This window comes from Motilibacter rhizosphaerae, assembly GCF_004216915.1.
GTDB classification, from domain to species: Bacteria; Actinomycetota; Actinomycetes; order Motilibacterales; family Motilibacteraceae; genus Motilibacter; species Motilibacter rhizosphaerae.
In genome coordinates this window covers 987,078-1,005,502 of the sequence record NZ_SGXD01000001.1, presented here as the reverse complement: position 1 = coordinate 1,005,502, position 18,425 = coordinate 987,078, and the positions used below count along the sequence as shown (strand labels likewise).

The window sequence follows — 18,425 nt, the reverse complement described above, 5'->3', positions numbered from 1 at the left end:
GCTTCCCGCCAGAAGCACGGGGGCCGCGCTGGCCGTCCTCCTCCTGGTCCTCGAGGTCGTAGCCGGCGTACCGGATGCGTCATAGCCAGAGCGGTGAGCCCGACATCCGGTCGTGCCGCAGCGCGCGTCTGACCCGCCCACGCCGCGGCTCAGCACCGCCCCCAGTCGTGCGGCTTCGCAGACCCGTCAGACCAGTACGTCCGCTTCTGGACGATGCGGGTGCTCGTGCGGGCCGTCCGCGCACCTCACAGTGGGTCGCGCGCGCTCGGCCACCACCGGAGTCCCGCGACGTTCACACAAGGCCTGCATGTCTAGGAAGATCGGGGTCATGAAGCTCCGGCTGGCCGTCGGCCTGGTCCTCCTCGTCCAGCTCTCCCCGACCGCCGCGCGCGCCGATCCCGCTCCGCTCCCACGCCTGGACCGGGACGGCCTCCACCATGTCCTCAGCGTCCGCGCGGCAACCGGGTCCCGCACGTACCACGTGGCGGGGAGGACCGGCACCCACGAGCTGGTCGCCCAGGTCGTCTGCATCGGCTCGGGTGCCGAGCTCGAGATGACACTGACGGGACGAGGGGGTTCGGGTGGGAGCGCCCGAGGCGCATGCACGGGCGCACCATCAGACTTCATCAGCGTGGAGCGGCGCGCAGCTTCCGTGAGCGTACGTGTGCTTGCCGGGTCTCCGCGCTGGTCGCTGCTCGTCGAGGACGAGTGACCAGCACGATGGCTCCGCGAGCGCGGAGCCGGCGGCCTCGCTAGGTCTTCCTGCCCCTCATCGCGCCCTCACGCCCTGGCCGGCTCGCCGAACGGCCGAGCGACGCTGCGGCCAGCCGACGGCGTCGACGGTGAGCACACGCGCACCGCTGGTCCTGCTCGTGAGGTGGCGCAGGCGGCCGGAGGACTCCAGGACCCGGAGTTCGTGCGTGGGTTGCGAAGGCGCGAAGCCTGCGAGAGCTCCCGGCAGAAGGTGTACGCGGCGACGAGCCCAGCATCATGCAGCGCGACGGCAACAGCGTTGCCTTTCGTGCAGGCGCCCGGGCGCCAGCGCGCGGTGGGCTCGAGCTGCTGGTCCACGCGCGCACCAGGAAGAACGGACCTTTGGTGACGAATCCGCACACCATCACCGGTCACGCCGCCACTCCCTCCACGAGTCGTCGCGGAAGGTGCCACTGATGCGCTTGAGTGGCCCTGGCGCCCGTACCAGCGGGCCGACGGGAGGGCGGGGACGTGGGACGAGCACGGCAGGCCGTTGCAGCACTCATCGCTGCAGGAGGCGTCGCCGCAGCAGCGACGCTGGTCGCGGCCCAGGGCACCGCCTCCGCTGCACCCCCGCCCTCGGCCACCGGCAGCGGGTCGGTGGTGGATCCCGTCGGCGACGGCGCGCCCGGGGCTGACGTGAGCGGCTTCACCTTCTCGTTGGCGGACGGCACGGTGACCTTCACAGCCACGCTCGCCGCGTGGGACCCGTCGGCCAGCCCGCGAGACCTCCTCGACGCGGAGGTCGACGTGGACGGGGACGGAGCCGCCGACGTGCGGCTCGTCGCGTCCAAGGGATCCCCTCCCGTCGCCAACGTCCCGAGGCCCCAGCAAGGCGGCTACTACTACCCGCCGGAGTGCCAGAAGCCCTTCTCCGCCGACCCGGCGACACGCACGCTCTCGGTGTCCCTGCCTGAGCACTGCATCGGCAGTCCCGCGGCGGCGGCGGCGCGCGCCTCGCTCTCGCCGCCGGACGGCTGCTGCCCCAACGACATCACGGCATGGACCCCCCTGGTGCGGCCTGCCGGCGTCGTCGACCCCAAGGTCGTCCGCGCGACGGGATGGAGCGACCCGACCGGCGACGTGGTCGCGGCCCCGGCCGCCGACGCCGTCACCCACTCCGTCACCAGCGACGGCAGTGTGGTGACCTTCTCCGTCCGGCTGGCGGACTGGAGCCCGGACACTGCGAACCTCCTGTTCTTCACGGACATCGACGTCGACGGGGACGGGACGACCGACTTCTACGCCGCCCCTTATGGTCCGGATGGCAAGGCGGCGCTCACCACGTCCGCCGGGTACGCGGTGGCCGGCACCGAGACGGCCGTGGTGCGCGACGCCGCAGCCCGGACGCTGTCGATGAGCTTCCCGGTCAGTGCACTGGGACCGGCGACCTCGCTGTCGGTGATCGACGATGTCTTCCTGCCGGGCACGACCGGCATCGACCAGCTGCCGGACCGCGCCGGACGCGACGTCTGGAGCCCGGTCGTCACGCTCCCGCCGGCTCCCACGGCGTCATCGAGCCCGACGCCCACCGAGTCCGCGAGCCCGACGCCCAGCGTGGCCGCGAGCCCGTCGCCCACCGTGGGCGCGAGCCCGCCGGCCACGCCGCCGTCGGCTCCCGAGGTGCCGCAGCCGCCGGCGACGACCCCCACCACGACCGCCGCACCTTCCCCCAGCGCGTCGTCGACGCTCCCGGCCGGCAGCGTGGCGAAGGACGGCAGACCGGCACCGGAGCCGATCCTGCGGCTGCTCCGCGCGACCCGCGTGGCGCTCGACTTCCCGACCCGCGCGCACGGCGCGTACGTCGTCGTGCAGTACCGCGCGCACCACCGGTGGGTGTCCGCCGTGCGGGTGCGGCTGAACGGCAAGGGTGATGCCACCGTGGCGCTCCCGACGCCCGTGGCGAAGGCCGTGCGCGGGGGCAGCGCGCTCCGCGCGGTCCTCGGTCACCGCGCCTACGTCGTGGTGAAGGGCTGACCCGGGACGTCCCAGCCCCAGCGCACGGGCTCAGTGCGCCTGGCCGGTGCTGGCCGAGGTCCCGCCGTCGACGGCGAGCCACGCCCCGGTGACGTACGCCGCGTCCGGGCTCGCGAGCCAGAGGACCGCGGGGGCGATGTCCTCCGGTCGCCCCGGTCGGCCGAGGGCGATGCGGTTGGTCGCCGCCGCCAGCGCCTGCTCGTCGTCGGCGACGCCCTGGGTGATCTCGGTGATGGTGAGCGCCGGCGCGACGGCGTTGAGGCGCACCCCGCGCGGGCCGTAGTCGAGCGCGAGCGACTGGACGAAGTTCATGATGGCGGCCTTGGTGGCGTTGTACGCCGACTGCCCCCAGTCGCCGCGCATGCCGGAGACGGAGCCGACGACCACGAGGTTCCCGCCGCTGCGCTCGAGCTCCGGCAGGGCGTGCCGGGCGACGTGCACGAAGCCGTCGATGTTCGTGCTGCTGATCGCGTGCCACGCGTCCAGCGACAGCTCGTCGAACGGCGAGCCCACGTACGCCGCGGCATTGTTGACGACGACGTCGAGCCGCCCGAAGCGCTCGACCACCTGCGCGACCATCGCGGCGGCCGAGGCGTCGTCCGCGACGTCGGCCTGCACGGCCAGCCCGCGCTCCGCCGGGTAGCCCTCGAGCGTCTCCGCGAGCCGGTCAGCGCGCCGGCCGCTCACGGCGACGTTGGCGCCGTTGTCGAGGAAGGCCCTCGCGATGGCCCGGCCGATGCCGGAGCCGCCCCCGGTCACGAGGACGCTGGAGCCCTGGAACGCGTACGTGTTGGCGGTCATGCCCCGGCTCCTCCCCCGCGCGCGACGGATCGACGCGCACTCACGGCTCCACCGCGTATGCCGTGATGAAGTCGCGCACCGCGGCCGCCGCGGCCGCGGCGAGCTCCGGATCCTCCGTCGCCGAAGGAGTGCCGGTCCGCAAGGCGGTCCAGGCGTCGCGTACGGCATCGAGCAGCGCCTCGCGGTCGACCGGCCGGCCGAGCCGCTCGGCGGCGAGCGACGCGGCCCAGTCGAGGTCGAAGGAGCCCTGCGGCGGAGCGAAGACACGCTCGCCCTCGACGTACGACGAATCACCTGGTGCGCGGTCCACGCCGCGACGCTAGGACCGGCGCGACAGCAGCGCCACCCGGTCGCGCACCACGGCGCGGGCCGTCACCAGCGGGCCGAGGGCGCCGTCCCCGAGCGCGACCCCGGAGATGCTGCGGAAGAAGCCCGCGTCGCGGGCGGCGAGGCGCAGCCCCGCCTCGGCGAGCCGGTCGCTCCGGCAGGCGCGCGCCACCAGGGCCGCGTGGCGCTGGTGCCGGCCGTGGGCCCGCCGCAGCCGCGTCCGGTACGCCGCCCCCGCTCCCGCCCCCTCGTGCGCCGACGCCCCGGCGAGCCAGCCGCTGAGCAGTGCGTCGAAGATCCCCTCGCCGCTGCTGGGGTTCACCAGCGCCGCGGCGTCGCCGACCAGCAGGACGCGCCCGTCGGGGAGGTACGGCCGGGCCGGCGCCATCGGCAGCCGGTGGCCCCGCCACTCCGTCACGCCCGGGGCGCTGTCGGGCAGCAGCGCCACGGCCTGCTCGAGCATCTCCGCGCGGCTGGGGTGCGTGCCCGGGGCCGGCGTCGCGATGTAGCCGATGTTGGCCGTGCCGTCGCCGAGCGGGAACTCCCACGCGTAGGACGGCCAGTCGCTCCCCGCGGACATGATGAGCGGGACGTCGCGCCGAGTGGGCCCGTACCCGCGGACGGAGACGGCGACGGGGGCGGAGCGCCGGGCGGCGGGCAGCACCGCCCGACGGACGACGGACTCCGCGCCGTCCGCGCCGACGAGCACCGGTGTGCGCAGCTGACCGTCGAGCACCACCGCGTCCGGGCCGGCGGCGACGTCGCGGACGCGGACCGTACGCGCCACTGCCCCGGCCGCCACCGCCGCGTCGCGCAGCCGCGCGTCGAGCACGGCCCGCGGCACGACGGTCACCGGGCTGGCGAGCGGGTGCCGGGCCGAGATGCGCCGGGAGGCCAGCTCGAACTGCCCCTGCTCCGGGTAGCCGTCCGTCACCGAGCCGAGGCCGACCGCGGCGAGCAGGCTCAGGCAGGCCGGCCCCAGCGCGTCGCCGCAGACCTTGTCGCGCGGGAAGTCGGCCCGGTCGAGCAGCAGCACGCGCGCCCCCGGCCGGGCGCGCAGCGCGCCGAGGGCGGCGAGCGAGCCGGCCGGACCCGCGCCCACGACGATGACGTCCCAGTCCTCCATGCCGACAGTCTGGCGGGCCGTGCGGCGCTCGAGGAGGCCGGCCGGTCAGGGCAGCCGGGGCGGCCGGTCCTCGCTGCGGTCGTCCTCCGCCGTCACGCGCAGCCCGGCGCGCCCCGGCCGCACCTGCACGTCGGCGGCGGCGCGGGACAGCGGGTCCTGCGCGAGCGCCGCGAGCGCGGGCTCGTCCAGGCTGATGCCGTTGCCCGGAGCGTCTCCGAGCACGAAGCCGCCGTCGGCGATGGTCTGGTCGACGTGCAGGCCCAGCGGGAAGGCGAGGTCCTGCACCTCGATCGTGAGCATGTTCGGCATCGCGGTGGCCGCCGGCGTGATGGCGGGGGTGAAGCCGATCGGGCTGATCGGGAGGTCCCGGCTGTGCGCCGCGGCGGCGACGCGCAGCGCGAGCGTCGTGCCCCAGCCCCAGCCGACCTGCACGACGTCGAGGGCGTCCGCCGCGAACAGCGGCGCGAACTGCTCGAGCCCGGTGAGGTTCTCCCCGCTCGCGACCCCGGCGCGTACGCCGTGACGGACGGCCGCGAGACCGGCGGCGTCCCAGCGCCGGACCGGCTCCTCGATCCAGGTCAGGTCGAGCTCCTGCTCGAGGCGCGCGATGTAGCGGACCGCCTGCGAGCGGTGCCACACCTCGTTGGCGTCCAGCATCAGCGCGGGCTCCGCGCCCCCCGAGCGGTAGACGTCGCGGACGAGGCGCAGGCGCTGCAGGTCGCGGTCGAGGTGCCGGCCACCCTTGAGCTTCACCGCGCTGAAGCCGCGCGCAGCGAACTCCTCGTGCACCGCGACCAGCGCGTCGTCGTCGAGCGGGGCGTCGAGCGCGGAGGCGTAGCCCGGGACGAAGCGGTCACGGCCGCCGAGCAGCCGCCACAGCGGCTCGCCCGCGCTCTTCGCCTTGATGTCCCAGAGGGCCATGTCGAGCGCGCCGATGGTGGTCGCGACCGCACCCTGGTGGCCGAGCTTGAAGGAGTACCTGCACATGCGGTCGTAGAGCGCGACGACGGAGCGCGGGTCCTCACCGTCAAGAGCAGGGAAGATGCGCTCGATGTCCTCGTGCGCACCGATCCCGACGCCCTCGATCCCCTCGTCGGTGAGCAGGACCAGGACCGGCACGGGGGTGCGCGTGGCGGTGCTCGTGTAGTTCACGTCGCCGATGCGGCGGCCCCACTCGTGCTGGGCCAGGTGGCTCCGGTAGCCGACGATCTTCATTGCGGTCCTTCCGGGGTTACCAAACATATGATGATCTGCGGTAGCCTGCGGCCAGCCGCCCACCCGGGCGGCCCGCGGCGCGACTACTGCTCGGAGGTGGCCCGGTGGCCGACCCCGCTCCCGCCCTGCCACCGGCGCTCCTGCCGCGCGGGCGCGGTCCGCGCCCTGCGCGCCGGGCGGACGCGGTCCTCGACGGACTGCTCGAGCAGATCGTGGCCGGTGAGCTCGCACCCGGCAGTCCCGTCCCGACCGAGCCCATGCTCGTCGAGGCGTACGGCGTGAGCCGCACCGTCGTCCGCGAGGCCGTGAAGCTGCTGGAGCAGAAGGGACTCGTCACCGCCCGGCAGGGCATCGGCACCCTCGTGAGCCCGCAGGACCACTGGAACCTGCTCGACACCGAGGTGCTCGCGGCGATCGTCCGCCACGACGAGGAGTACGAGGTCCTCGACCAGCTCATCAGCGTGCGCACGGCCCTCGAGTCCCAGATGGCGGCGGACGCCGCGCGGCTGGCCACCGAGGAGGACCTGCGGGAGCTCAGCGAGCTGATGCGCGAGCTCGACGGGCTGGTCCGGACCCCCGAGCGGATGGACGACGTGGACGTCGCCTTCCACGAGCGCATCATGCTGGCGTCGGGCAACCAGCTCGGCCGGGCGATCGTCCGCACCGTGCACGCAGAGGCGCGGCGCAGCCAGCGCTACAGCGGCCACTCCACCCCGAGCCTGCGGCGGCAGAGCAACCGCCAGCACCAGGCGATCCTCGCTGCCATCGCCGCCGGCGAGGCCGAGCGCGCCGCGGAGCTGATGACCCAGCACATCACCGAGTCCTGGAAGCGCCGCCGGCCGGGAGACGCCGCGCGACGGACCTGCTGAGCTCATTCCTTCGTCCCGCCGGCGGTCATCCCCGAGACCAGGAACCGCTGCGAGAACAGGAAGACGAGCAGCACGGGCAGGACCGAGACGACCGTGGCCAGCGCCAGCGTCGGCAGCTGCACGGGGTCCGACCCCGCCGAGCTCGGGTTGAACGCCGGCGTCGACGAGAGCAGTGTCGACAGCCCTACCTGGACGGGGTACTGGTTGCTCGAGGGCAGCATGACGAACGGCAGGAAGTAGTTGTTCCAGTTCTGCACGAAGCTGAAGAAGCCCACCAGCGCCACGATCGGCGCCGCGAGCGGCAGTGCGATCCGGACGAAGACCGCGAGCTCGCTGCACCCGTCGAGCCGCGCCGCCTCGAGCAGGCTGCCCGGGATGCTGGACGAGAAGTAGATGTAGGCGAGGTAGACCCCGAAGGGGTAGAACGAGAACGGCAGGATGACCGACAGCGCGTTGCCCACCAGGCCGACCTTGTTCATCTCCAGGAACACGGGCAGCACGAGCGCGGTGTTCGGCATCAGCATCACGACGAGGGTGATGGCGAGCAGCGTCTTCCTGCCGCGGAAGCTCGTCAGCGCCAGGGCGTAGCCCGCCGGGATGGAGATCAGCAGGGTGAGCACGAGGGCGGCGAGGGAGTACTCCGCGGAGTTCGCGACCCACCTGCCGACCGCGTGGTCCTGGAACGCCATGAGCTGGTGCCAGTTCGCCGAGAGGTCGTGCCAGGAGCCGACGGCGAACGGGCTCCGCCGGATCAGTGCCCCACCGGACTTGGTGACCGCCAGCAGCAGCCACAGCAGGGGGAGCGCGAAGAAGACCGCGAACCCCACGAGGAGGACCCCAGCCAGGCCGGCGCCCACGCGCGAGCTCCCGCTCCCCCGCGACGACCGCGACCGCGGCTCCGCCGTCGCGGCGGGCGAGCGTCGCGTGGGCCTCGTCGTCGTGCTGCCGCTCATGGCACCTCCGTGTCGAACAGACCGCCCCGCAGGACGAACAGCGCTGCCAGGGCGAGGGAGACGACGAGCAGCAGCACGGAGATCGCTGCGGACCCGTTGAAGTCGCCGAGGTCGAACGCGTACTGGTAGGCGAGCTGGTTGAGCGAGTAGTCGTTGGGGACGACCGCGTTGCTGGCCTGCGAGAGCAGCGTGGGCTCGACGAACAGCTGCGTGCCTGCGGCGAGGGACAGCACCGCCATGTAGCTGATCCACTTGCGCAGCAACGGGAGCTGGATCCGCAGGGCGACCTGGAGCGGGCCCGCACCGTCGATGCGGGCCGCCTCGATGATGTCGTCCGAGATGCCGTTGAGGGCGCCGTACATCACGAGGACCCAGCCGCCGGCACCCGTCCAGAAGGCGATGATGGCGAAGACCACGGGGAGGTGCCCTGGAGCGATGGTGCTGTTGAAGGTGTGCAGCCCCAGGGCGCGCAGCAGCGGCCCGACCGGACTGGCCACGGGGTTGAGCACGAACAGCCAGAGCAGCACGCTCGACGCCCCGGCCAGGGCGCCGGGGAGGTAGTAGAGGAACCGCAGACCTGCGCCCAGCCACCGCCGACCGACGCCGTGCACGAGGATCGCCAGGGTCACGACGAGCACGACCAGGGCGACCAGCCAGGCGAGGACGTACAGCGCCACGTGCTCGACGGCCGGCCAGAAGCGGAAGTCGCCGATGACCTTGGTGAAGTTGGCGAAGCCGGCGAAGCCCCCGGCCCCGCGGGTGAACGCCAGGCCGAGTGCGTAGAGCGCGGGGGCGACGCCGAACACGGCGAGGAAGAGCACGTACGGCACGACGAACACGGCACCGGTGGCGCGTGGCCGCCGCCGCCGCGGCCGCTCCGGGGTTCCCGGAGCGGCCAACGACTGGACAGCAGCCATCACTTCACGTCGTAGCCGGTGATCTTGGCCTGGTCCTTGATCGCCTGCCCCCACTTGTCGAGGTTGCTGGCGACCGAGCCGCCCGAGGTGACGATCGGGGACATGACCTTGGCCCAGACGGCCTCCTGGCTGAAGGCGGGCGAGCCCCACCCGGACCAGATGGCCTTGCCGGCCGCGGTCAGCGCGGACAGGTCCGTGGCGTAGTAGCCGCTGGACTCCTGCTTAGCGAGCCACTTCTGCGCGGCCGGACCGTACGCCGGGTAGCCCGGCGCCTTCTCGACCTGGTACGCATCGGCCGTGGTGACGAACTGCGCGAACTTGGAGGCCAGGGCCAGGTCCTTCGAGTGGCTCGAGACGAACCACGTCCCGCCGCCGACGTCACCGGTCACTGCCGCCGAGCTGCCCCACGCGGGCGGCGGGGCGACCCCCAGCCGTCCCTTGGGCAGGTTGAGCGACGACGGGTTGTTGAAGATGGCGCCGGCGAACCACGCGGGTCCGGGCATCGCCAGCACCTTGCCGCTGAACTGCTTGACGAACTCGGGGGTGAAGACGCTCGTCGTGCTGAGCGACTTGTTCGCCACACCCGCGTCGATGAGCGCAGCGGCGCGCTGGCACTCGGGCGTCGCAGTGTTGACCGTCACCGACCGGGCACCGGTGACCTGGTTGGCCTGGCACTGGCTGCCCCACATGTAGATCTCCGGGGTCCAGGTGTCGCCGACGTCGCCGACGATGTAGCCCGGGTGCTCCTTGGCCACCTTGGCCCCCAGCTGCTGGAACTCCTCCCAGGTCGTGGGGACCGTGTAGCCGAACTTCGTCATCAGCGACTTGTCGTACCAGAGCACCACTTGCGCGAGGTCGTTGCGCAGGCAGTAGACCTTCCCGCCCACGGTGCAGGGGTCGAGCGACCCCTGCGTGAAGCTGGAGATCGTGCCCTGCGGCACCAGCCCCTGGTTCAGCACCGCGGCGTACGGCTGCTTGCCGCCGTTGCCCTGGCTCGCCCAGGAGGCGTCGTTGTTCTGGCTCGAGAAGACCACGTCCGGCCAACCGCTCCCGGAGCGGTCGTAGAGCGCCATCTTGGTCTTGAACGACCCCGAGCCGTTGGCGGAGCCGTCGTAGGTGACGACCGTGACCTTGTCGGACGGGTTCGCCGCCTTGTACGCCGCGGCCGCCGCCGACCGGTCGGCGTCGATCCAGACCGTGATGCCGCTGCCCGCGGACTGCTTGGCCTGCTTGAAGCCGTAGCTCCCGCCGCCCCCCGACGCGGAGCCGGAGCTCGAGCCGGAGCCGCAGGCCGCCAGGGTCAGGGCGGTGACGGCGAGGCCCGCTGCGGCCAGCCGGGACCTGCCGGGGAGGATCGATCGGGAGGGCATGGGGCTTCCTTCGCGAGGTCGGTCGGGGGACGAGCAGGCACCCGGGGGTGCCGGCCGGAGCGGGAGCCGGCGCACTACGGCGCGGGCGTCGTGGCGAGCACGTCGGGCTGCCCGGCCAGGGGGAACACCCGGTCGCTGGCCTTGACACCGGCGTGCTGGATCACGTGCAGAGCCCCAGCGGGCCAGGCAGTCCCCTGGACCGCGACGTTGTCCACCAGCCGGTTGTTGCGCTGGGCGGCGTTCGGCGTCTGCGCGACCCCGGAGTTGTACCAGTTGTGCGCGATCAGGTTGTCCGCCGTGTGGTTCGGCCCGTACGCGTTGGTGAAGACCCACGCGCCGGAGTCCTGCACGACGTTCTCGCTGGCCGTGACGTAGCGGGAACCCTCGTCGAGGTAGAGACCCACGGTGTGCAGGTTGTCGTAGATGTAGTTGCCGGTGATGACCGTGCCGGGGCTGGCCGAGAGGTTGTAGATGCTGCCGCCGTCGTGGAAGACCTTCTTCGTGCCGTGCACGAGGTTGTCCTCCACCACGTTGTCCCGGAAGGTCGTGGGCGTGGTGTAGACCTGCTGGTACGCGTACAGCCCGCGGTTCTGGTAGTCCTGGCTGCCGCCCGGGTCGTTGGCACCCCAGCCCCAGCCGATGTCGATGCCGTCGTAGGCGAGGTTCGAGACCTCGTTGTGGCGGATCACCGTGTGGTCGGCGTAGGTCGAGAGGATGCCGGACATCTCCTTGTAGTCCTTGGCGACGTCGGTCACGAGGTTGTCCTCGATCGTGATGTCCTTCAGCGCCATCGCCGGGTCGGACGGGTGGTGGGCGTCGGGCTGGACGCCGCCGGCGACCACGCCGGCACCGGAGAGGTCGGTGAAGAGGTTGTGCTGCACCTCGATCGAGGAGGCGGCGAGCCCGACGCCGGAGCCGTTGGCGTCCGCGTCGTTGCCGATGCCGAGGCCGACCTGCCCGAGGTGCGCGAACGTCCCGTCACGGAAGGCGATCCGCGTCGAGGCGGCGACCTGGACGGCTGCGGGCATCTGGTCCCAGAGGTTGCGGGCCCCCTCGAACTCCTTGCAGCCGCTCTGGCAGGAGGTCAGGTAGTCCGCGGGCTGCGGGACGGCGACGGGGATGAAGGTGCCGTTCTGCTGGTCGGCGTAGCCGATGCTCGTCCCCGGGCGCAGCCAGGTGGTGTAGCTGAACTGCAGCCCGTCGAAGGTGATGTCGTGCACCGGCGACTGCGGGGTGCCGGCCATCTGCACCAGCGACTCCAGGCGCGGCAGCACGACGGAGTGGCTCGCCGGGCTGTCGCCCGCAGTGGCGCGGTAGTACAGGTGGCCACCCGTGGGGTCGAGGTACCACTGGCCCGGCTGCAGCAGGGAGTAGGCGTTCTCCACCAGCAGCTGGCCTCCCGCGAAGGGGTGGGCGAGCGTGTCGTAGCCGAAGTTGTTGTTCTGCCAGCCCGGCTGCTGCATCACCAGCGTGTTGCCGTCGACGTGGTCGACCGGGTCGTACCGGTCGGTGAACGAGTCGATGCTCTCGATCTCGATGCGCTTCTGGTCCGTCTCGGCGGCGAGGCCCGCGATGACGGGGTCGGCGCTGGAGATGCCGGAGGTCGTGACCGTCGCGCCCGAGCGGCTGATCGCCACGGCGGCACGCGGCGCGGTCCTGCCGTCGACGAAGAGCTGGCGGCTGTCCTGGCCCTTCGGGACGTCGGCGACCCAGATGCCCTTGGCGGCGTCGTGCACCGACCAGCCGGAGACCGGTGACCCACCGGAGATGACGGGCTTGGCGCCCCGCTCGGCCTCCCAGTGGGCGGGGTGGGCCGGGGTCCCGGAGTCCGCCGGCCCGAACTGGAGCGGCGCGTCGAGCGGGTAGGTCCCGTCCTCCAGCACCACTGTCACGGCGGTGCCGTGCGCGAGCGCCTGCCGGGCGCGCAGCTGCGCCTCGGGGAGCGTACGGACCGGTGCGCGCCGCGTACCCGCGGCGGTGTCGCTGCCCGTGGGCGACACGACGATGGTGAGCCCGGGGACCTGCCCGGAGGAGCCGGTGTCGGCCCGGGCGGGTGCGGCGCCCGCCGTGGCGACGAGCGCGACGGCGGCACTGCCCGTCAGCAGGCCGAGGATGGTCCGGGGGTGGCGGCTGGCACTTCTCAAGACTGGACCTCCGTGGTCTCAGTGGTTCTGTGTGCAGCGGAGCTCGCGGGAGAGGTGTCACACCACGCGGCTCGTTGAACGTACGACGTTTAACGTATAGCGTCAACCCTGCCGACGCACCGATGCGTCTCGGCGCACGAGAGGAGCAGGGCCAGTGCCCCAGCGCGATGTGATCGACGCCCACCACCACCTCTGGCACCCGCAGGACCCCGGCCAGGAGTGGCTCGCGGAGCCGGGCCTCGAGCGGATCCGTGCGCCGTTCGGGATGCAGGAGTTCCGCAGCGCCAGCACCAACGGCGTGGGCGGTGTGCCCGTGGCGGGCAGCGTGGTCGTCCAGTCCGTCGCCACCACCGAGGAGACCGCCGCGCTGCTGGCCACCGCCGCCGACGACGACCTCCTCGCCGCGGTCGTCGGGTGGGTCGACCTGACCGGCGACGTGCCGGCCCAGCTCGCCGCACTGCAGTCGGGGCCGGGCGGCGACGCCCTCCGGGGTCTGCGCCACCTCGTGCAGTCGGAGGAGGACCCGCGGTGGCTCCTGCGGCCCGACGTCCTGCGCGGCCTGCGCGCGGTGGAGGACGCCGGCCTGGCCTACGACGTCCTCGTCCGCGTTCACCAGCTCGCGTCCGCTGAGGAGCTGGCCCGTACGCTGCCCGGCCTGCGCCTCGTCCTCGACCACGCCGGCAAGCCCGACCTCGCCGGCGGGGAGCTCGCCGGCTGGCGTGCCGGCATCTCCCGGCTGGCCGAGCACGAGGGCGTCGTCGTCAAGCTCTCCGGGCTCGTCACCGAGGCCGACCACGCGCACTGGTCGCCGGGCGACATCGCGCCCGCGTGGGACACCCTGCTCGAGGCCTTCGGCCCGAGCCGGATCGCCTTCGGCTCCGACTGGCCCTACTGCCTGCTCGCCGCCACGTGGGAGCGCTGGGCCGCGGTCGTCGCCGAGCTGGTCGACCCGCTCTCCCCCACCGAGCAGGACCAGGTGCTGCGCGCGACCGCCACCACGGCGTACGCGCTCGATCGCTGACCCAGCACAGACCTTCCCGACCCCGAGCACCAGGAGCAGCCGTGCCCCCCACCGTCCTGTCCGCGCAGTACCAGGGTGCGCAGGTCATCGCCGCCGTCCCCGTCGAGCGCCGAGCGCCCGGCCCCGGCCAGGTGGAGATCGCGCCTGCCTACACGGGGATCTGCGGCACCGACCTGCACGTGCTGCACGGCGACATGGACCGGCGCGTCACGCCGCCGGCCGTCATCGGGCACGAGACCGCCGGCTACGTCGTGGAGGTCGGGGAGGGCGTCGAGGGATGGTCGCCCGGTGACGCGGTGACCGTGGTCCCGCTCGCGGCGGACGGCACGTGCCCCGCCTGCCGCGCCGGCAACGGCCACGTCTGCGAGCACCTGGACTTCCTCGGGATCGACTCCACCGGCGCCCTGGCCGAGCGGTGGGTCGTGCCGGCGGAGGCGCTGCTGCGCCTGCCCGACGGCCTCGACATCCGCACCGCCGCGCTGCTCGAGCCGACGGCGGTCGCGGTGCACGACGTACGCCGTGCGCGGGTCGCCGCCGGGGAGGCCGTCCTCGTCGTCGGCGGCGGCCCGGTCGGCCTGCTCATCGCCCTCGTCGCCCGGCAGGCCGGTGCTGCCGTGACCGTCGTGGAGCCGGACGCTGCCCGGCGCGCGGCGGCCGAGGCCGTCGGGCTGGCCGTGCTCGACCCGACGAGCGAGGACGTCACGGCCGCGGTGCTGGACCGCACGGACGGCGCCGGCGCGGCCGTCGCCTTCGAGGTGTCCGGCACCCAGCCGGGGCTCGACACCGCCGTCGCCGCGCTCGCCGTCCGCGGCCGCGTCTGCCAGGTGGGCATCCACGCCGCACCCCGCACGATCGACGTGCACCGGTTCTTCTGGCGCGAGCTGGAGCTCCTGGGGGCGCGGCTCTACACGCGCGCCGACTGGCAGGAGGCGGTCGACCTCGTCGCCGGCGGCACGCTGCCGGTGGAGGGGCTCATCAGCCGGGTGGTGCCGCTGGCGGAGGTCGCGGACGCGTTCGCGGCGCTCGCGGGGGGCGGCGGGGTCGTCAAGGTCCTCGTCGACTGCGGCGGCGCGACGGAGCGGTCGGCATGAGCGCGGGACAGGACCTCACCGGTCGGCTGGCGGTCGTCACCGGGGCGACCCGCGGGATCGGTGCCGCTGTCGCGACCGCCCTCGCGGCCGCCGGGGCCGACGTCATCGGGCTCGGCTCCACGCGAGCGCCTGGGGCGGACGTGGAGCAGGCCGTGCGCTCCCACGGCCGCAGCTTCGAGGGGCTGGCGTGCGACCTGCGCGACCGCGCTGCCGTCACCGCGCTCGCCGCGGAGCTCGTCGGCCGGGAGCGGACGCCCGACATCCTCGTCAACAACGCGGGCACGATCCGCCGCACACCGGCCGCGGACCACGCGCTCGACGACTGGGACGACGTCCTCGCGATCGACCTCACCAGCCAGTTCGTCCTCGCCCAGGCGCTCGCGCGGCCGATGCTCGAGCGCGGGGGCGGCAAGGTGGTGTTCACCGCGTCGCTGCTGAGCTTCCAGGGCGGCATCACGGTCCCCGGGTACGCCGCGGCGAAGCACGGCATCGCCGGGCTCACCAAGGCGCTCGCCAACGAGTGGGCGTCGCGCGGCGTCAACGTCAACGCGGTCGCGCCCGGCTACGTCGTCACCGACAACACCGAGGCGCTGCGGCAGGATGCTGCCCGCTCGCAGGCGATCCTCGACCGCATCCCGGCCGGGCGGTGGGCGACACCGGAGGACGTCGCGGGCGCAGTGGTCTTCCTCGCGAGCCCCGCCGCGGCGTACGTCCACGGCGTCGTGCTCCCCGTCGACGGCGGGTGGCTCGCGCGGTGAGCGACCCCGGGACCGAGCTCGTCCAGGCGCTCGCGCCGTGCCCCCTGCTCCCCGTCCTCGTGGTCGGCGGGACCGACGGCGCGCAGCTCGCCCGAGCGCTGCGCGAGGGGGGCGTACGCGCCGCCGAGGTCACGCTGCGCACCCCGCAGGCGCTCGACGTGCTGGCCGCCTGCGCCGGGCAGGAGGACCTGCTCGTCGGCGCCGGCACGGTCCTCGACCCGGACGACGTGGATGCCGCCGCCGCCGCCGGTGCCCGCTTCGTCGTGAGCCCGGGACTCGACCTGGAGGTCGTCGAGCGGGCGCACGCCCGCGGGCTCGCCGCCGTCCCGGGGGTGCAGACCGCCAGCGAGGTGCAGCGCGCGCACCGGGCCGGCCTGCGGCTGCTGAAGTTCTTCCCCGCCGCCACGAGCGGCGGACCCCGTGCCGTCGCGGCCCTCGGCGGGCCCTTCGGCGCCATGCGCTTCGTACCGACCGGGGGCATCTCGGCCGCTGACGCGCGCTCCTACCTCGAGCTGCCCAACGTCGTCGGGGTCGGCGGCAGCTGGTTCGTGCCGCCCGCGCTCGTCGACGGGCTGGGTGGTCCCACTGCCTACGCCGCGCTCGTCGACAGCGTCCGGACCGCCGTCGGGGCGGTGGCGTGAGCGGCCCGGTGCTCGCCCTCGGGGAGGTCATGCTGCGCTTCGACCCCGGCGAGGAGCGCATCGCGACGGCCAGGTCCTTCCGCGTGTGGGAGGGCGGCGGCGAGTACAACGTGGCCAAGGCGCTCGCCTCCTGCTTCGGTCGCCCCGCCCGCGTCGTCACCGCCCTCGTCGACGACCCCCTCGGGCAGCTCGTCGCGCGCGAGGCGCGGGCCGGAGGTGTCGACACGAGCGCGGTGCGCTGGGTGCCGGCGTACGGACCCCTGGGCCACGCGCGCACCGGCCTCAACTTCGTCGAGCGGGGCGCCGGGGTGCGCGGCGCGCTCGGCGTCTCCGACCGCTCCTCCTCGGCGGCCTCGCAGCTGCGCCCGGAGGACCTCGACTGGGACCTGCTGCTGACGGGCGCCTCTTGGCTGCACACCGGCGGGGTCTTCGCCGCGCTGTCGGACACGACAGCCCTCGTCGCGGAGCAGGCGCTCGACGCGGCGGCCCGGCACGGCGTGCGGACGTCCTACGACACCAACTACCGGCCGAGCCTGTGGCGGCACCGCGGCGGGCGAGAGGCGGCGCTGCTCCTCGACGAGCGGCTCGCCTCCCGCGCCGACGTCGTCTTCGGCGCGCTCGGCCTGGACGCGGAGGACCACGGCGAGCTGGCCACGGTCGACGAGCTCGCGGAGGCACTGGCCCGGCTCGGCGAGTCGCGCGGGCACGACCAGCTCCTCGTCAGCAGCTGGCGTCGGGTGCCCAGCGCGGTGGCCAACGACTTCTCCGGCGCGGCCTGGAGCCGCGCGACGGGCGCGGTGACGGGCCCGGTCCTCGCGGGTGTCCCCGTCCTCGACCGGATCGGAAGCGGCGACGCGTACGCCGCCGGCGTGCTGCACCGGCTGCTCGATGCCGAGGACCACCGGGACCCGGGCGCCGACGCGCTGCGCGAGGGGCTGGCGCTCGGCGTGGCGGCGGGGGCCCTCACGATGAGCACCCCGGGAGACTCGCTGTGCGCCAGTGCAGCGGAGGTCGAGGCCCTCGCGAGGGGTGGCACGGCGCATGTCCGACGGTGAGACGAGCAGGAGGACGGCTGTGACGGCACTGGGCAGACGGCGCATCGCGGGGACCGCGGTCGAGGTGACCGAGCTGGGCTTCGGGGCGTCGGTGATCGGCAACCTCTACCGCGAGGTCGACGACAAGACCGCCGCGGGCGCCGTACGCGCCGCCTGGGACGGCGGGATCCGCACCTTCGACACTGCTCCGCACTACGGGCTGGGGCTGTCCGAGCGCAGGCTCGGAGCCGCCCTGCGCCCGCTGCTCGCCTCCGCGGGGCGGGGGGAGGCGGTCGTCAGCTCGAAGGTCGGGCGGCTGCTGGAGCCCCGCCTCCCGCCGCTGCCGCAGGATGACGACGGCTTCGCGGTGCCGGGGGACCTCGTCCGCCGCTTCGACTACAGCCGCGACGGCGTCCTGCGCTCGCTCGAGCAGACGCTGGAGCGCACCGGGCTCGACCGGCTCGACGTCGTCTACGTGCACGATCCCGACGAGCACTGGGACGAGGCCGCGCACCAGGCGGTCCCCGCCCTCGTCGAGCTGCGCGACCAGGGCGTCGTCGGCGCCGTGGGCGCGGGGATGAACCAGTCCGCGATGCTCACGCGGTTCCTGCGCGAGACCGACGTCGACCTCGTCATGCTCGCCGGCCGCTACACGCTGCTCGAGCAGGGTGCGCTGGACGACGTCCTCCCCGCGGCGATCGAGACCGGGAAGTCCGTGGTCGCGGCGGGCGTCTTCAACTCCGGCCTGCTCGCGCAGGACGACGTGCCGGACGATGCGACCTACGAGTACCGGCAGGCGCCGACGGAGCTGCTGTCCCGGGCCCGGCAGATCGCCGAGGTGTGCCGCCGGCACGCGACGACGCTGCCCGCCGCGGCCATCGCGTTCCCGCTGCGCCACCCCGCCGTCGTCAGCGTCACCCTCGGCATGCGGACACCGGCCGAGGTCGAGGGGAACCTCGCGCGCGCCGCCGCCCCCGTGCCCGCGGAGCTGTGGGCCGAGCTCGAGGAGCGCGGGCTGCTGCGGAGCTGGGCACCAGCGACCCGCATCACCTCGACCCTGGCCACCACGCCCACGGAGGATCACCAGTGATCGTCGCCCTGCGCACCCGCTTGAGGGTCGGCCACGAGGAGGCCTACGGCCGGGACCACGCGCGGGTCCCGGACGAGCTGTTCGACGCCCTCCTCCGCGCCGGCGTCACCGACTGGCACATCTGGCGCAGCGGGCTCGACCTCTTCCACGTCGTCGAGTGCCAGGACTGGGCGCAGACCCGGGCCTCGATGGCCACGGAGCCCGTCGAGGCCGTCTGGCAGGAGCACATCGGCCAGCACCTCGAGCAGCCGGTGGACGAGGAGGGCCACCCGCGCGAGCTGCTGATGGCCCCGGTGTGGAGCTTCGCCGACCAGCGGCAGGGTCCGGCGGTCCCCTGA

At 73.8% G+C, this 18,425-nt stretch carries 17 protein-coding genes; 9 read left to right on the top strand and 8 right to left on the bottom strand.

All coding sequences use genetic code 11. The annotated features are described in order from the left end of the window. The first annotated feature begins 1,224 nt into the window (after nt 1-1,224). A complete protein-coding gene (locus tag EV189_RS04555) occupies nt 1,225-2,730 on the top strand; it encodes a hypothetical protein (protein WP_130491707.1) in 1,506 nt (501 codons plus the stop codon). A gap of 30 nt (nt 2,731-2,760) precedes the next feature. Here the strand turns inward: EV189_RS04555 and EV189_RS04550 are convergent, their stop codons facing one another. Genes EV189_RS04550 through EV189_RS04535 form a run of 4 tightly spaced genes read right to left on the bottom strand, consistent with a single transcriptional unit; the run spans nt 2,761 to nt 6,199 of the window. Beyond that, entirely contained in the window at nt 2,761-3,531 is a 771-nt protein-coding gene (locus tag EV189_RS04550; RefSeq protein WP_130491706.1) for an SDR family NAD(P)-dependent oxidoreductase, read from the bottom strand. 40 nt (nt 3,532-3,571) lie between these two features. Beyond that, nucleotides 3,572-3,841 carry a hypothetical protein gene (locus tag EV189_RS04545; protein ID WP_130491705.1) on the bottom strand — a complete coding sequence of 90 codons (270 nt, stop codon included), beginning with the start codon at nt 3,839-3,841 and terminating at the stop codon, nt 3,572-3,574. 9 nt (nt 3,842-3,850) lie between these two features. Next, a complete protein-coding gene (locus EV189_RS04540; RefSeq protein WP_130491704.1) occupies nt 3,851-4,984 on the bottom strand; it encodes a geranylgeranyl reductase family protein in 1,134 nt (377 codons plus the stop codon). 45 nt (nt 4,985-5,029) lie between these two features. Further along, nucleotides 5,030-6,199, bottom strand: coding sequence for a mandelate racemase/muconate lactonizing enzyme family protein (locus EV189_RS04535; protein ID WP_130491703.1), 1,170 nt, complete (start codon nt 6,197-6,199; stop codon nt 5,030-5,032). 104 nt (nt 6,200-6,303) lie between these two features. On the opposite strand from EV189_RS04535, the gene EV189_RS04530 reads away from it, so the two are divergent. Further along, nucleotides 6,304-7,068 carry a FadR/GntR family transcriptional regulator gene (locus EV189_RS04530; protein ID WP_231116057.1) on the top strand — a complete coding sequence of 255 codons (765 nt, stop codon included), beginning with the start codon at nt 6,304-6,306 and terminating at the stop codon, nt 7,066-7,068. Nucleotides 7,069-7,070: 2 nt separating this feature from the next. Here the strand turns inward: EV189_RS04530 and EV189_RS04525 are convergent, their stop codons facing one another. From EV189_RS04525 to EV189_RS04510, 4 genes are all read right to left on the bottom strand, one after another. Further along, a complete protein-coding gene (locus EV189_RS04525; protein WP_130491702.1) occupies nt 7,071-8,021 on the bottom strand; it encodes a carbohydrate ABC transporter permease in 951 nt (316 codons plus the stop codon). Continuing rightward, nucleotides 8,018-8,938: a carbohydrate ABC transporter permease gene (locus EV189_RS04520; RefSeq protein WP_130491701.1), complete on the bottom strand. Its 921-nt coding sequence runs from the start codon at nt 8,936-8,938 to the stop codon at nt 8,018-8,020. Before EV189_RS04520 ends, EV189_RS04525 begins: the two co-directional genes overlap by 4 nt. Continuing rightward, nucleotides 8,938-10,308 carry an ABC transporter substrate-binding protein gene (locus EV189_RS04515; RefSeq protein WP_130491700.1) on the bottom strand — a complete coding sequence of 457 codons (1,371 nt, stop codon included), beginning with the start codon at nt 10,306-10,308 and terminating at the stop codon, nt 8,938-8,940. The genes EV189_RS04520 and EV189_RS04515 overlap by 1 nt, the downstream gene beginning before the upstream one ends. A gap of 74 nt (nt 10,309-10,382) precedes the next feature. Next, the gene (locus EV189_RS04510) at nt 10,383-12,452 is read right to left on the bottom strand and encodes a right-handed parallel beta-helix repeat-containing protein (protein WP_231116054.1); all 2,070 of its coding nucleotides are present in this window, start codon (nt 12,450-12,452) and stop codon (nt 10,383-10,385) included. A gap of 154 nt (nt 12,453-12,606) precedes the next feature. Between EV189_RS04510 and EV189_RS04505 the strand changes: the two genes are divergently transcribed. The 7 genes from EV189_RS04505 to EV189_RS04475 are packed head-to-tail and all read left to right on the top strand — an operon-like array spanning nt 12,607 to nt 18,425. After that, nucleotides 12,607-13,473, top strand: a complete 867-nt coding sequence (locus EV189_RS04505; protein ID WP_231116053.1) for an amidohydrolase family protein — start codon at nt 12,607-12,609, stop codon at nt 13,471-13,473. Between the two features lie 41 nt (nt 13,474-13,514). Continuing rightward, the gene (locus EV189_RS04500; protein ID WP_231116052.1) at nt 13,515-14,564 is read left to right on the top strand and encodes a zinc-dependent alcohol dehydrogenase; all 1,050 of its coding nucleotides are present in this window, start codon (nt 13,515-13,517) and stop codon (nt 14,562-14,564) included. After that, the gene (locus EV189_RS04495) at nt 14,561-15,322 is read left to right on the top strand and encodes an SDR family oxidoreductase (RefSeq protein WP_130491699.1); all 762 of its coding nucleotides are present in this window, start codon (nt 14,561-14,563) and stop codon (nt 15,320-15,322) included. Before EV189_RS04500 ends, EV189_RS04495 begins: the two co-directional genes overlap by 4 nt. Beyond that, on the top strand, nt 15,319-15,963 hold the full coding sequence (locus EV189_RS04490; protein WP_130491698.1) for a bifunctional 4-hydroxy-2-oxoglutarate aldolase/2-dehydro-3-deoxy-phosphogluconate aldolase: 645 nt from the start codon (nt 15,319-15,321) through the stop codon (nt 15,961-15,963). Before EV189_RS04495 ends, EV189_RS04490 begins: the two co-directional genes overlap by 4 nt. Further along, the gene (locus EV189_RS04485) at nt 15,960-17,018 is read left to right on the top strand and encodes a sugar kinase (protein WP_231116051.1); all 1,059 of its coding nucleotides are present in this window, start codon (nt 15,960-15,962) and stop codon (nt 17,016-17,018) included. Before EV189_RS04490 ends, EV189_RS04485 begins: the two co-directional genes overlap by 4 nt. Nucleotides 17,019-17,046: 28 nt before the next feature. Continuing rightward, nucleotides 17,047-18,087 carry an aldo/keto reductase gene (locus tag EV189_RS04480; protein WP_407938111.1) on the top strand — a complete coding sequence of 347 codons (1,041 nt, stop codon included), beginning with the start codon at nt 17,047-17,049 and terminating at the stop codon, nt 18,085-18,087. After that, nucleotides 18,084-18,425, top strand: coding sequence for an L-rhamnose mutarotase (locus EV189_RS04475; protein ID WP_130491696.1), 342 nt, complete (start codon nt 18,084-18,086; stop codon nt 18,423-18,425). Before EV189_RS04480 ends, EV189_RS04475 begins: the two co-directional genes overlap by 4 nt.

Bases quoted from the DNA above. Each gene is read 5' to 3' on its own strand.
- EV189_RS04550 (WP_130491706.1), bottom strand. From the start codon at position 3,531: ATGACCGCCAACACGTACGCGTTCCAGGGCTCCAGCGTCCTCGTGACC.
- EV189_RS04540 (WP_130491704.1), bottom strand. From the start codon at position 4,984: ATGGAGGACTGGGACGTCATCGTCGTGGGCGCGGGTCCGGCCGGCTCG.
- EV189_RS04535 (WP_130491703.1), bottom strand. From the start codon at position 6,199: ATGAAGATCGTCGGCTACCGGAGCCACCTGGCCCAGCACGAGTGGGGC.
- EV189_RS04525 (WP_130491702.1), bottom strand. From the start codon at position 8,021: ATGAGCGGCAGCACGACGACGAGGCCCACGCGACGCTCGCCCGCCGCG.
- EV189_RS04520 (WP_130491701.1), bottom strand. From the start codon at position 8,938: ATGGCTGCTGTCCAGTCGTTGGCCGCTCCGGGAACCCCGGAGCGGCCG.
- EV189_RS04515 (WP_130491700.1), bottom strand. From the start codon at position 10,308: ATGCCCTCCCGATCGATCCTCCCCGGCAGGTCCCGGCTGGCCGCAGCG.
- EV189_RS04495 (WP_130491699.1), top strand. From the start codon at position 14,561: ATGAGCGCGGGACAGGACCTCACCGGTCGGCTGGCGGTCGTCACCGGG.